The 15,580-nt window shown below is 26.3% G+C and carries 1 protein-coding gene; it reads left to right on the forward strand.

The window, feature by feature from the left end:
- Positions 1 to 15,289 (forward strand): hypothetical protein (locus tag KQ44_RS03560; RefSeq protein WP_096737779.1); only part of this gene is annotated, 15,289 nt, incomplete at its 5' end.
- Positions 15,290 to 15,580 lie beyond the last annotated feature (291 nt).

The following is a 15,580-nucleotide window of genomic DNA, read 5'->3' on the forward strand; positions in this document are numbered from 1 at the left end:
AAATAATATTCTAAAAGATAGAGAAGATTTGGAAAATAAAATAGATTCTCTAAAAGAAAGTTTAATAAATATATTAGGCGATAATGAAACTGTAGAAGGATTGTTTTCTAATGAAGTTAAAAGAATAGATGAATTATTTAATAACTTCAAAAAGGATAGTATAGATTTCAGAGATAGATTAGAGAAACGTATAACTTATTTTGAAGATACCTGGTCAGACAGTACTAAAATAAGAAGTTTGTATGCTTCAGAGATGCGTAATGAACTTGAAGAAGTAAAAAATGCAGCAGAAAAAAGATTTGAAAATTATCTTAATGATTTAAGTTACAAAATAGAAAGTATAGATAAAGATATATCTAGTTGGAAAGATGTACGCATTAATGATCTATTGGAAGAGTTAGAAACTGCTAGAGAAAATATAGAAGAATATCTAAATTCTACAGAAGGAAAGAAAGAAGAATTAATTTCTGAGATATTATCAAAAATAGAAGAGAAAGAAAACTCTATCTACGGAAAAATAGACAGTAAGATAGAAGAGATAGAAAGCAGATTGTCTTTAGTAGACAACAAAGTATCAGATGATATAGCTAGAGGTTTGGAAGAAGTACAGTCTATAGTAAATAATGCTGTAAATAAATATGATGAAGAGATAAAGAATATAGAACATTATAGAACAGAGGAAGGTTCTAAATTATTAGAAGATATTAAATCAGGCTATGATTATTATTCTAAACTTATAAATAATACATACAAAGATTCCTTATCTTCATTATCAGAATATACTAACAGAATAAAATCAGAGATAGAAAAAGCTAGAAAAGAGGCAGAAAATAATGGTACTAGTGTAGATAAAAACTATATAGATGAATATTTAAAAGAGTATTCAGAGAGATTAGATAATCAGATAAATGAGAAGATAGGCATATTAAATGATAGTAAAACTCAATTAGATGATATGATAAAAAATTCGTTTGAATCTCTTAATACTAACTTAAATGAAGCCATCGCCAAACTTAATTTTGAAGCAGACAGTAAGATAGAGAGTGTTATGTCTAAATTAGAAGCAGAAGTATCAGATAGATTGTTTAATTATAAAGAATACATATCAGAATTAGACAGTCATTTACAGTCTATTAATTCTAAGATAGATAATGAGATATATAATGTATCTTCAAAACTAGATAAAGAAGTATCAGAATTAAAAGAAAAATACAAATCCTTAAATATAGATTTTGAAGAAACATTAGATATGATAAAAGGCTCTATATTTAATGGAGATGATATCCCTACTCTATTTGAAGAAGAGAAAGAGAGAATAGAAAATGCATTTGAAGAGTTTACAAGTAATTTATTAGACAGAGTAAATACTTCAGAAAGCGATATAAACTATTTGAAAGATGTGTTATCAGAGGATAAACTTTCTCTATTAGAAAAAATAGACAGCTTGAAAGAAGAGATAGATAATCTAAGAGAAGATGATACTATAACTCAGCTTAGTTTGGAAAAACAAGCATTAGAGGAATCCTTTAATTCTATCAAGAATGATTTTTCTAAATTAGAAGATTTAGAGAGCCGTTTGTATGAATTAAAAAATAATATGGAAGATACCGATATTAGCTTAAAAGATGAAGTAAAAAGTTTATCCAGCCGTTTTGATAGCTTAGAACAAAAAGTATCTGAAGATAAAGATAGCATAGAAAAAGACATAATATCTAATTATGATAATTTAAGCAGCGATATAGATAGTATCAAAGATGAAATACAAAACTCTATAGACAAATCATTGGAATTAGAAAATAATATTCTAAAAGACAGAGAAGATTTAGAAAATAAATTAGAGGCGTTAAAAGAAAACCTAAGTAACATATTAGGAAATAATAAAGATATAGAAGGCTTATTTGGAAGTGAAGCTAAAAAATTAGATAAATTATTTAATGATTTCAAGAAAGACAGTATAGATTTCAGAGATAGATTAGAGAAACGTATAACTTATTTTGAAGATACTTGGTCAGATAGTACTAAGATAAGAAGTTTATATGCGTCCGAGATGCGTAATGAACTTGAGGAAGTTAAGAAAGAAACAGAGCTTAAATTTGAAAATTATCTTAATGATCTAAATAATAAAATAGATTCTATAAATAATGATATATCTGTTTGGAAAGAAGATAATATTAATGAACTATTACATCAGCTTGAAAATGCTAAAAAAGATATAGCTGATTATTTGGATACTACTGAAGATAATAAAAATAAACTTGTATCTGAAGTGTTGGCAAAAATTGAGGAAAAAGAACAGAATATTTATGCTGAATTAGATGAGAAAATATCATCTATAGAAAGCAGATTATCTGAAACAGATTCAAAACTTCATGATGATATAGAAGCTAACTTGAATAATCTTCATGAAATGCTTGGTAATGCTCTAAGTAAATATGATGAAGAAATAAAAAATATAGAAGACTATAGAGCTTTGGAATCTAATAAACTTTTAGAGGATTCAAAAAAACTTATAGATGATATCAAATCTAGTTATGATAATTATTCTAATTTGATAAATGAAACTTATAATAATTCCCTTAATTCTTTGAGAGATTATTCTAATTTGGTAAAAGAAGAAATAGAGAAAGCAAGAGAAGAATCAGAATCAAAACATCTATCCAATGAAAAAAATTACATAGATGAATATTTGAAAGATTATTCTTCTAAATTGGATAATAAAGTATCTGAAAAGATTGATGTGTTAAATAATACTAAAGAAGAATTAGAAAATTTGATTAAAGATTCATTTGGCAATTTAGAATCAAGTATGCATAATGCTATATCTAAATTTGAAAAAGAATCTAATAGTAAACTTTTAGAAGTTATTAAAAGGCTAGAAAATGATGCTAAAACAGTTATTTTCGATAAAAATGAATACAGTGTTTATCTAACAGAACAGTTAGGCATTATATACAAAAAAATAGAAAATGAAATATCTCAAATTAATCAGAGAATAGATACTGATTTGGTAAATATATCAGATAAAGTCGAAGCTAATAATAATGAGTTTGCAGAAAAATATGAAACTTTAAATAAAAATGTTTCTGAATCATTAGATGGAGTAAAAAAATCCATACTCGATAGAGATGAGCTTATAGAACTTCAGGCTTCAGAAAAGGAACTTTTGTCTTCAAGAATTGACGATATTAAAAATGATTTTGATAGTTTCAAAGAAGAAGTATTAAAATCAACTAAAGAAGTGATACCTTCATTATTTGAAGAAGAAAAACAGAGAATAGAAAATGCTTTTGAAGAGTTCAGCAGTACTTTATTGGACAGAGTAAATACTTCAGAAAGTGATATTAATTATATTAAAGATATACTTTATGAGGATAAAACTTTAATTTTAGAACAAATAGAAAATTTAAAAGATGAACTATATGCTTTAAGAGATGATGATACTGTAAATAGATTGTCTTTGGAAAAAGCTGCTTTAGAAGAATCATTTAATGCTATTAAAAATGATTTTGCTAAATTAGAAGACCTTGAAGCTAATTTATATCAATTAAAAGATAATATGTCAGATGTTGATATAAATTTAAGAGATGAAGTTAAAGATTTATCTTCTAAATTAGAAGAGCTCTCTTATAGAATAAGAGAAGATGTTTCTAAAGATTTAGAAGATTATTCTAATGATTTGAGCACTCTTAATACTAATATAGATACTTTAAATAGTTATATAGAAGCTATAAGAGAAAATATACAGGATTCTCTAAATAAATCTGAGGAATTAGAAAATACTATCTCTAAAGACAGAGAAGAATTAGAAAATAAATTATCTCTTATAAAAGAGAATTTACTTTCTGTATCTGGACAAAATGATGGTATAGAATCATTATTTAATGAAGAAGTGAAAAAATTAGATGAACTTTTCAATAAAGTTAATAATGATAATACTGAGTTTAGAAACAGACTTGAAAAACGTATAGAATATTTTGAAGATTCTTGGGCTGACAGTGCTAGAATAAAAAGTTTATTTGCTTATGATATAAGAGCTGAAATAGAAAATGTAAAATCTGATACAGAATTAAAATTTGAAAACTCTATTAATGAATTAAAATTAAAAATGGAGTCTATTAATGATAATATTGTTTCTTGGAAAGAAGAGCATATTAATGATACTAATGCAAAATTAGAATCTATTAATTCAGATATGGCTGCTTTCAAAGATGAATATTTGAATGAATTAAAAGAAAAAATGGATTCTATGGAAAGTGATATATCCTCTTGGAAAGATAATAATATAAATGAATTATTATCACAGTTGGAAGAAGCTAAGAATAATATATCAAGCTACATAGATAATTCGGATGCAAAAGCAGATGAATTGCTTTCAGATATATTGGCAAAAATAGAAATAAAAGAAAAGAGTATATATGCCAAATTAGATGAAAAAATATCTTCAATAGAGAACAGATTATCAGAAGCAGATTTGAAATTAACTGATGATATAGGTCTTAATTTAGAAAATCTTCATAGTATGCTTAATAATGCTGTAAGTAAATATAATGAAGAGATAAAAAATATAGAGAGTTTAAGAAGCGATGAGAATAACAAACTTTTAGAAGATATAAAGAATGGTTATGAACATTATTCTAAATTGATAGAAGAAGTTTATAATAATTCTCTTAATTCTTTGAAAGATTATTCAACTTTAGTAAAAGATGAGATAGAAAAAGCAAGAGAAGAATCAGAAGAAAAACATTTGTCTAATGAGAAAAATTACATAGATGAGTATTTAAAAGAATATTCATTAAAATTAGATAATCATGTATCAGAAAAGATAATGGTACTTGATGAGACTAAAGAAGAATTAGATAATATGGTGAAAGAATCTTTCAATAATTTGGAAAATAGCTTTAATGATGTTATAGCTAAATTTGAAGATGTAACTAATGAGAAAGTTTTAGAAGCTTTAGATAGATTGGAGAAAGAAACGGAAGCTGTATTATTTAATAAATACATTTCTTCATTAAATAATGAAATAAAATCTGTCAATGAAAGATTAGAATCAGAAACTAATGCTATTAAAGATAAGTATGAGGCTTTAAGTAATGACTTTGATGAAACATTAGAGATAATCAAAAATTCCATATTAGAAAAAGATGAAGTATTATCATTACATAATGAAGAGAAAAATGATTTAATAGAAAGTTTAGAAACTTTAAGAAAAGATTTTGAATCTTTCAAAGAGTCATCTTTAAGATTTAATGCAGAAGAAGTACCTGCTTTATTTGAAGATAAGAAGAAAGAAATCGAACATGTGTTTGAAGAGTTCACTAGTGCTGTTATAGAAAGAGTGGATTCATCAGATGATGAAGTTAATAGATTAAAAGATATTATTTCATCAGATAAGTTTGATTTATTAGAAAAGTTAGATAATTTAGAAGCAGAACTTGAAGCAGTTAGAAAAGATAATACTATAGAACAATTATCTTTAGAAAAGAAAGCATTAGAAGAATCTTTTAATGCTATTAAAAATGATTTTGATAAATTAGAGAAGTTAGAGAGCAGTTTATATCAATTAAAAGAGAATATGTCAGATACTGATGTATTCTTAAAAGATGAAGTAAAAACTTTATCAGATAAACTTGCAGATTTTGAAAGCAGAATAAAAGATGATATTGTAAGAGATTTAGATGAATATTCTATAGAATTAGATACTTTAACTTCACAAGTAAATAAATTGGGTTCAAGTATAGATGATGTAAAAGGAAGAATAGAAGATAATATTAGTAAATCTTCAGAATTAGAAAATATTATCTCTCTTGAAAGAGAAGAATTAGACAGTAAACTAGCTTCTATAAAAGAAGAGTTAATGTCAAATTCTGATAATAAAGTAGAAGTTGAAGAATTGCTTAATAATGAAAGAGAAAAATTAGTTGAGCTATTCAATAAGATAAAAGATGATAATAAAGATTTCAGATACAGACTTGAAAAACGTATATCATTCTTTGAGGATACTTGGTCAGACAGCAGCAAGTTAAAAACTATTTTCTCTACTGACATAAGGGAACAGTTGGATAATATAAGAAATGATAATGAGATTAAATTTGAAAATTCTATAAATTATTTGAAAAATAGAATTGAAGCTATAGATAATGATATATCAGTTTGGAAAGAAGGTGAGATTGATGAATTGGTTAGACAGTTAGATGAAGCTAGAGAAAGTATATCTAATTATTTAAATGATTCTGAAGTAAAAGGAGAAGAGATAGTAAGTAATCTATTGTCAAAAATAGATGAAAAAGAAAAATCTATATATGAAAATATAGAGAAAAATATAGAAAGCAAGGTAAATGAAATAGAGGACAGATTATCTACTATGGATAATAAATTAAATAATGACATAAGCGGTAATTTGGAAAAACTCTATAACATGGTAAATGAGGCTGTTGAAAAATATGATGAAGAGATAAAGAATATAGAACATTACAGAATAGATGAAAATAATAAACTTTTAGATGATATAGATAATGTAGGTAAAGAAATAAAATCTTCTTATGAAAATTATTCTAAACTTATCAATGAAGTTTATGATAATTCATTAAACTCATTAAAAGAGTATTCTAACTCTATTAAAGAAGAAATAGATAATGCTTTAACAGAAATAGAAAATAAACATTTATCTAATGAAAGAGAATATATTGATAATTATTTGAAAGAGTATTCTTCAAAATTGGAAGATCAAATATCCGATAAGATGAATGTATTAAATGAGGCTAGAGAAGAACTTAATAATATATTAAAATCTTCTTTTGATGATTTGGAAACTAGATTTAATGAATCTATGAGTAAGTTTGAAGATACTTCAAATGAAAAATTGTCTCAAACTATAGAAGATATAGAGAAAAAAGCAGATGAAGTTATTTATGGTGAAAACTACATTCAGAAAATTGAAGATAAGGTAAAAGATTTCTATGGAAGAATAGACACTAAGATTCTCAATGTTGAAGATAAATATGACGCCTTAGAGAGAAAGATATATGATTTGGAAAATAATCAAAGTTATATAAGCATATTTGAAGATAGAATAAGAGACTTGCATGAAAAGATAGATTCCAGAATAGCAACTGTTAATGAAAGATATGATAATTTAAGAAAATACTTTGACGACAAATTAATTAATCTTGAGACTATAGTATTAAATAATGATCAGATTCAAAAATTGAGAGATGATTTTATTGCTTTCAAAGATGATATGTTAAAATCTAACAGAGAAGATATACCTTCTATGTTTGATAAAGAGAGAGAAAAATTTGAAGAATCATTTAATCAATTTACAAATGAAATATTAGAAAAAATTGACAATTCTAATAATAACACTGAAGAGTTCAAAAATACTATATTAGAAAATATAGAAACATTAAGATATGAATTAGATGAACTTAAGAATAATGATTCTGTAGAAGTTTTAGAAGCAGAAAAAACAAGATTGGAAGATACATTTAATTCTTTAAGGGAAGAGTTTGAAAGACTTTATGATTTGGAAAGTGAAGTTTATACATTAAAAAGCAATTTAGACGGTGTTGATTCTAATTTAAGAAGCGATGTTGATAAATTGTTTGAAGAGTTATCAGATTTCAAATATAGCTTGGAAGAAAAACTAGATACACTTGAAGATAATACTGTTTCAAGAGATTTATTTGATGATGACAGAGAAAAATTATATTCTTTATATGATGAATTAGAGTCTGGAAATAAAGAGTTCAAAGATTTAATGGATAAAAGAGTTTCTTATTTTGAAGATACTTGGTCAAATCCTAATAAGGTTTTAAAGCTTTATGAAAGTGCTATAAGACCTGAAGTAGATGATTTTAAATCTGAAATTATTTCTAATATTCAAAATCATGTAAATGAAATAGAAAGCAATATATCCGTTTGGAAAGATGATAATTTATCAGTTCTTTTAGATCAGTTAAAAGAAGCTAAAGAAAATATTGACAGCTTTATAGAAAGTTCTAAAGATAAGAAAAACGGAATCATTGCTAAAATGATAGCTTCTATCAAAGAGGAGATATTAGGAAAAGAGAGTGAAATAAATAATCGTTTGGAAGAAAAATTATCTTCTGTAAACAGTAGGCTTTCTGAATTAGAAAATAAATTAACTTCTGATGTTAATAGATTTAATAATATGATAGAAGATGCTGTTAATAAATACGAAGATGAATTAAAACATATAGAATCTTATAGATTAGATGAAACTCAGTCTATAATGAGAAACTTGGAAGATGTAGGAAGAAATATTGTTTCTAACTATGAAGACTATTCAAAAATGCTTGAATCTGCTTATGAAAGTAACATAAAGGCTTTAGATGAATATTCTAATAGTTTAAAAATAGAAATAGAAAAAGCCAGAGTTGATACTAATAAAGCATATATAGATGATTATTTGAATGAGTATTCTTCTAAAATAGAAGATGATATAAAAGAAAAATTAGAAGAGCTTGAGAAAAACAAATATAATTTAGATATTATGATAAATGATTCATTTAATAATTTGAATCAAAGTATAAACAATGCAGTATCTAAAATGGCTGAGGATTCTGAAGCAAAATTAAGAGATGTTGTTGACAGTTTGGAAGTACAAATTAATGATATACTTGCAAATAAAGAGGAAGAGATAGTAAGCAGAATAACTTCTTATGAAACCGAACTTAAAGATAAACAGGAAGCTTCATTTGAAAATATTAAAAATGAATTATCCGATTTATACAATGAGTTTAAAGATAAGATAGATTATAATGGCTTAATGGATATATCAGAAAAATTGGAAGCTATAGAAAATTCAGTAGCTGAAGTTAATGGTCAGTTGGAAACTCAGGCTAGATTTGTTTCAGATAGAATGGATTTAGAGAAAGAAGAGCTTTATAATTCAATATCTAAGTTATCAGGTGAATTTGAAGACTTAAAATCTAATATAGATGAAAGATTTAAAGCTCAGGTTAATGACTTTATATCAAATAATGAACATATATTGTCATTATTCGGTAAATACAGTCAGAAAATTTCTTCTGTAACTGATATATTAGAAGATATAGAAAATGTTAAATTATCTCTTATAGATGAGATAAACAATGTAAAAGAAGAGATAGATAATAAGTACTTTACTTTGAGTAAGGATTTTGATAAATCTATAGATGAAATAAAAGATGCTGTATTAGATAAAAATAATATGCTTCAGTATTCTATCAATGAAAAAGAATTATTGATAAAAGAAGTAGAGGCTTTAAAGGTATCATTTGAATCATTAAAAGATGATATATTAACTGCAGCTGATGATAAGGTTCCTACCCTACTCGACTCTGAAAAAGCAAGAATACAGTCTTCTATAGATGATGTAATGGAGACATTAACAGCTAGAATTCATAATAATGAAGATAGTATTATGAATTTAGAATCTTCTTTGTCAGAATATAAGTTAATGATATCGAATGCCATAGATGAGTTTAAAAACGAAGTTATGTCTATAAGGGATAATCATGATTACAGTGATTTGATAGAAGAAAGAGATAGATTGGAAGAGTCTTTCAATACTCTTAAAGAGGACTTCTCAAAAATAGGAGATTTGGAAGAGGATTTATCGGCAATAAAAGATAAAGTAAAAGGTGTTGATACTAGTATAAATGATGAGGTTGTAAGACTTTCTGAAGAATTGGAAGAATTAAAAAATAACATGGCCAATATGGAAATAATTAATTCTGTCAATAATTCAGAAGAAGTTTCTGATGATGTTATAACTCATGAAGATATGAATATTATCTATGATAACTTTAAACAGCTAAGTGATAGTTTTGAAGAGCTTAAAGAAGATATCATTCCTCAGTTATCAAACTTTACTAAGTTGGAAGATAGAATTTTAGAGAGTAAGGAAGAGATATTCAGAGAGTTTAATAATATGATGAACTCTTTGCCTAAAACTTATATAAATAAAGATGAGCTTAGCAGATTAGAAGGAAGATTGGATAATATTTTCAATAACTTTGATGCAAGTGTGGTGTCTATAAAAGATGATTTATTACGCAGTATAGAAAAAGATGCCAAAGAGTTTAAAAATAGACTAGAAAAACGTGTAGAATATTTTGAAGATGTATGGTCTGATGAAAACAAAGTTGTTGAGCTTTATGGAGATACTATATCTACAAGTTTTGGAGTATTGAAACAGGAATTAGAATTATACTTTAATAATTCGTTTATGGAAGTAAAAACTAAAATAGATTCTATAGAAAAAGATTTTAATTCTTGGAAAGATACTAGCTATGATGCTATTACAAATAGCTTAGAAAATGCTAAAGAGAATGTATTAAATAATGAACATTATAGTGAAATAATGTCTATGATAGAAGAATTAAAAGGAGATATATCAGACAGACAATTAGAACTTCAGGATAGAATAGATTCAAAATTGGAAGAAGGTATTTCTAATATAGAATCTCAGGTTAATACATTTGATGACAGAATAAAATATTTAGAAGATATTCAGGGATCTTTGAATGATGATATAGCTAAGTACAGAGATCAATTAGATTCTGTATTAAATGAATATGAGGATAAAGTAAAATCCAAAGTTGTAAATCTACATGACGCTTTGAAAACTGAAGGAAAACAGACTATAGATTACTTAGAAAATAATATTCTATCTATAAAAGAGGATATTAATAGTTCTAATAAAGGAGTAGATGTAAAAATTAAGGCATTAGAGTCTTATATAAGTAAAGTAAATAATGAACTTAATACTAATACATTGAAACTTTCTAATGAATTAGCTAAAGAGAAAAAAGACTTAATAAATATTTTAGATGAGTTTAGAAAAGAAATTTATGACAGAATAAGTAGCGAAGTAGCTCAGAAAGATAATCAGCTTTTGAATGACTTTGAAGACTTCAAGAAAAAAATAATAGATTCTGTACCTAATATGGATGAGCTTGCTGACTTGTTTGTATCTGAAAGAGTGGACAGAGCTAATGAATTTGAAGAGTTTAGAGCTGAAATTATTAATAATCAAATAGATAATAGAAATTTTGCTAAGATCTTTGAAGAAGAGAAAGCAAAATTGATAAATGAACTTGATCATTTCAAATCAGCTGTAAGAGTTGAATACTTATCAGCAGAAGAAAGATTTGAGGCTGTTAAAAAAGAGTATTTGGATAATTTGAATAATCTTTTAGATGTTGAGAGAGTTAATTTAGAATCTTCATTTGATGAGATAAGAAAAGAAATTAATAACTTAAAAGATAAATCTGTATCCAAAGAAGATATAGAAAAATTAATAGACAGCTATAAAGAAAACATCACTGCCGATATAGAAAGTACAAAAGCTGAAGTTGCTAAAAATATGGAAGCTGGAAAGGTAGATACTTCTTATGTTGAAAAATTGATAGAAGATGAAAGAGTGAGAATAAATGATACTTTAGAAGCATTTAAGAAAAATATAGAGGATAATTACTCTACTGTAGAAGCAGTTGCTGAAGTTTTATCTAAAGAACAGGAAGCTGTTGAGGCTAAATTATTAGAGATGAAAGAAGATATTCTTAGAGATATACCTACTTTGGATAATGTAAGTCAAATATTTGTAGAGGAAAAAGAAAGCCTTAAAGATGAATTGAGAGATGAATTTGTATCTTTAAGAGATGAGATATTGGGTTCTGTTCCTACACATAATGACTTGGCTAATATGGCACAGCAGTATGGAGCTAGAATTAAAGATGACTTCCAAATATTAGAGCAGGACTTCTCTGAAAGTATTAAAAGATACAAAGAAAGTATTGCTAAAGAGATGTCAGAGTTTAGAAATGAGTTTAATGATAGAATAGCTAATATTAAAGATTTAGCAGAAGCATTGCAGGCTGAAAGAGACAGATTAATGTCTGAAATAGATGAAATAAGAATAAAATATGAAAGCGGAGCTATTTATTCAGGAGATGCATTGAATTCTATTGAAGGAGACAGAGACAGACTTGTTAATGAGTTTATAAACTTTAGAAAATCTATAGTTGAACTTATAAAAGAACAAGATGAAACTATGAGCAGATTCAATCAGGAGAAAATAGATATCATTGATAGTATAGAGGCTTTGAAAAATCAAATATCATTCGATACTCTAAACAAAGATGATGTTGTTTCTATGATTGAAGATGAGAGAAGACAAGTAATAGATATGTTTGAAAGCATACAAAATGATTCTATAGGTACAGATTTGAGATATCTTACTGATTCATTTAGAGATGATATTATCAAAGTATTTGAAGAATCAAATGAAGAGTTTAGAAAACGTATTGAAGCTAGAATAGTTCATTTTGAAGATGCTTATGCTTCACCAGATAGAATAAAAGAATTCTATAAAGACGCTATAGTTGCTGAAGTTAATAATTTAAGAGAAGAGGCTGTAGATATACTTGTAGATATTAATGATAAGGTTGAAAGTGCAAGAGAACAGATAGATGAATTAGAAAATAATAAAGTAAAAGAGATAATAAATAAAATAGACGAAGCTGAAAATGATATTAACTCTTTGATTGGTACTATAAAAGCTAATATTAAAGAGCAGGAAAATGAACTTAGAATGCTTAGTCAGTCTCAGAAACATATATCTCAGGAAGTTGAAACTGTACGCAGAGAAAGAGAAGCTCTAATGGATATGGTTAAAAACTCTGATATAAATATACGCAATAAGATTGACAGTTTGTCATCTGCTGTAATGGAGGCGGCAAATGTTGCTGCTGCTAAAATAGCTGAAAAAGAAGCTGCATTTAGTACTAAAGTTAAAGATGCAGAAGAGTATATTAAGTCTTTAGAAAATAAACTTACAACAGAAAATGTAAATAAAGCTAAAGAATCTATTAATAATTTAGTAGCTTCATTTAATGAGTCTGTGGTAAAAGAAACTAATGAACTTGCACCTAATATAACTAAAGCTGTACAAAACTTTATTAATAATGAGATGAAAAAGTTTGAGAAATTCTCGGATGTAAAAAGTGCTATAGAAGGCATTGAAAATGATATTAACAATAAAATTACAGCTGCCTTCAATAATATGAACAAAGAGCTTGAAAGCAATATTACAAGCTTTAAAAAGAAAATAGATACTTATCAGGAAGAGTTTATCGGCGAATTAAAAATGTCAGTTGGTACTGAAGGTGAAAAGGCTATTGATGAGCTTAAATCTATGCATAATAATGAAGTATCTAAATTAAAAGAAATGTATTTGTCTACTGAGAAGTTCTATACCGAAAGACAGGAGAAAAATCAGGAAGACTATTCAAAACTTATTTTAGAAACTTATAAAGAGTATAATGAAAAAATAGAGGCTTTATATACTGAATTGGATGACACTAAATCTAATATAACTTCTTCTGTAGAAGATGTTGTTGCTGATTTGAAACAGGCTTTGAGTATAAAAGATGATTTTGTGGTTTCAATAGAAGATAATAAAGAAAAACTTAAAGCTGTTGAAGAGCAGATGAATAATTTACAAAATGAGTTTGCACCTTCTGTAGAAAAATTAAAATCTCTTATAGAAGAAAAAGCCTTAGAACTTCAGGATAAAATTAATGTATACTCTGAAGATATAGAGGCACAAGGTGAGAAATTTAATGCCAGATTGGAAGAGCTTTCAAATAATGCTAAAACTACTGTAGATAGTAAGGTTGGAGAAGTTGACACTATAATAGAAAATGTTAGAGGTAGAATGGAAACTTTACTTGAAGAGAAAAGTTCTGAGTTTGATGCATTAAAAGCTCATTATGAAAGTTTAAGCGAATCTTTAACTGCTTTACAGGATTCTATATCAGAAGCTGTTAATGAAAGAATAGCAGATGCTAATAATATTATAGAAGAAAATGTTAATGCTATAGAAGAATCTGCTAATGAAAAATATGAAAAATACATAGCAAGACTTAATTCTAATTTGGAACAAACATTATCGCTTTTAATGAATGATGCTAAGGAATATGTTCAAAATGCCAAAGAAGAAATAATCAAAGCTCATACAGATAATTTAGATGAGTATGATGAGAGAATTACAAATATGAAAGATATTGTTACTGCTTTGGAAGAGGATATAACTAAGTATTCTTCAGAGATAGACGCTAGATTAGAAAGTATCAATTTGAGCTATGATGAGAAAACAAATGTCATACTTAAAGATTTTGAAAATAGAACTGAAGATTTAAAATCAAAATTGAATGATGCAACTTCATCTATTGATAAAATGCTTGATTCTAAAACTAATGATATATCTTTAGAGTATGATGCTATGAAATCAAAAATAGATGCTATAGGAGCAGATATTCAAAAGTATATGAATACAGTAAAAGTATTTGATAATGCTAAAGAAATGGCAGAGTCTATAAAAGATGATGTTATTAAATTAAATGATTTGGTAAAAGACACTAAGGCTACAACTGCAGAAATGGGTAAAACTATGTCTGAGTTTGAAAACTTGAAGAAAATGCATCATGATATATTAGACTATGCTTCTAGTATTAAAAAAGAAAAAGACAGCTTGAAAGATACTCAGGAAAAAGTTAATATGCTTATGGATATGTCTGGAGAGATTCAGGAAAGATTTGTCAATATAGCAGAAAACAATGCCATGATAGAACATACGGAAGAAGGTATACAGCTTGTTATAGATATAGCTTCTCAGATAGAAAATAAACTTTCATTTATCAGAGATAAAGAAGAGTATGCTGACGATGTATTACAGCAAATAAGAAAAGCTGAGATAGAAACTGAGGTTATCCTTGAGAGAGTTGATAGTATAAAAGCGGCTATGGTTGATGTTGAAGATACTAGAAAGAACTTTATGGATAAGATTTACTCTTTAGAGAGAGATTTTGCTAAAATAGATAAAAATGATAAGAAAGTTCAGATATTTATAACAAAATTAGAAGAGCTTGATATCATAATTGATGAAATACAAAATCAAAGAGAAAATCTTGTACGTATGAAAAATCAGTATGATGACTATGATAAAACAATAGTTAAAAATCTTGAAAGAGCTGAATATTTTGTAAGATATTTAGAAACTTTACTTGATAATGCTGATAGATATATGTCAGATAAAGGCAGTAAAACTTCTTCTAAAAAAGATAAAAATACTAAAATAGATAGTAAAAAAGAAGAGTTTATAATAAAAATGTATAAGCAAGGCTGGAAACCAGATGAGATAGTAAAAAATACTTCATATTCGAGAGATGAGGTTGAAAAAACTATAAAGGCTTGGAAAGATAAACAATCAAGAATGTAATTAAGTAAGTTTATTGTTCTCCTTGTTGTAAAAATAGAGTCTATAGCTTAAATGTTATAGGCTCTATTTTATATATATTTGTTTCAATATCACTTGATAAGATTAAGCATAAAATTATTTAATTTTATAATCACCTATTTGTCAATTTTTTCAGCTGCACAACATAGCTAACAATGTACTTCCTTCTGTTGTAGGCAGACAGCATTTAAAAGAATTTAGGTGTTGAAATATCCAAATTAAAAAAATTATTTTTTTGACAGTTATTTTATTTATGAATATAAAAAATAGTAT

The sequence above is a fragment of the Brachyspira sp. G79 genome, assembly GCF_002379365.1.
In the GTDB taxonomy this organism is placed as follows: Bacteria; Spirochaetota; Brachyspiria; order Brachyspirales; family Brachyspiraceae; genus Brachyspira.